The sequence below is a fragment of the Anaerobacillus sp. 1_MG-2023 genome (assembly GCF_030547345.1).
Lineage (GTDB): Bacteria > Bacillota > Bacilli > Bacillales > Guptibacillaceae > Guptibacillus > Guptibacillus hwajinpoensis_B.
On sequence record NZ_JAUORD010000235.1, the window covers coordinates 1 to 240 of the forward strand.

Below are 240 nucleotides of genomic sequence, written 5' to 3' on the forward strand. Positions count from 1 at the left end.
ACCGTATTCCTCGAATTTAGTGTTTAGTTCACTTCTGACAGCTCCGATTTCTTCGTCTGTATAAATTCGAGCTTCTTGATTTAATAGGTGTTTAGCTTCCTCGGATATTTGATTAAAATCAACACAATTTTCACCGATAATATCGCTGATTATGTTTAACTCTCGTAACCTTTCAGCTAAATCTTCACCGAAAAGAATATCATCACTAATAATGCGTGTGGTGCTTGCAGATACTCTTGC

At 36.2% G+C, this 240-nt stretch carries 1 protein-coding gene; it reads right to left on the bottom strand.

The genetic code is table 11. The features are described from left to right. A partial coding sequence (locus Q4550_RS23995; RefSeq protein WP_303536776.1) for a hypothetical protein occupies positions 1 to 240 on the bottom strand: 240 nt, incomplete at both ends.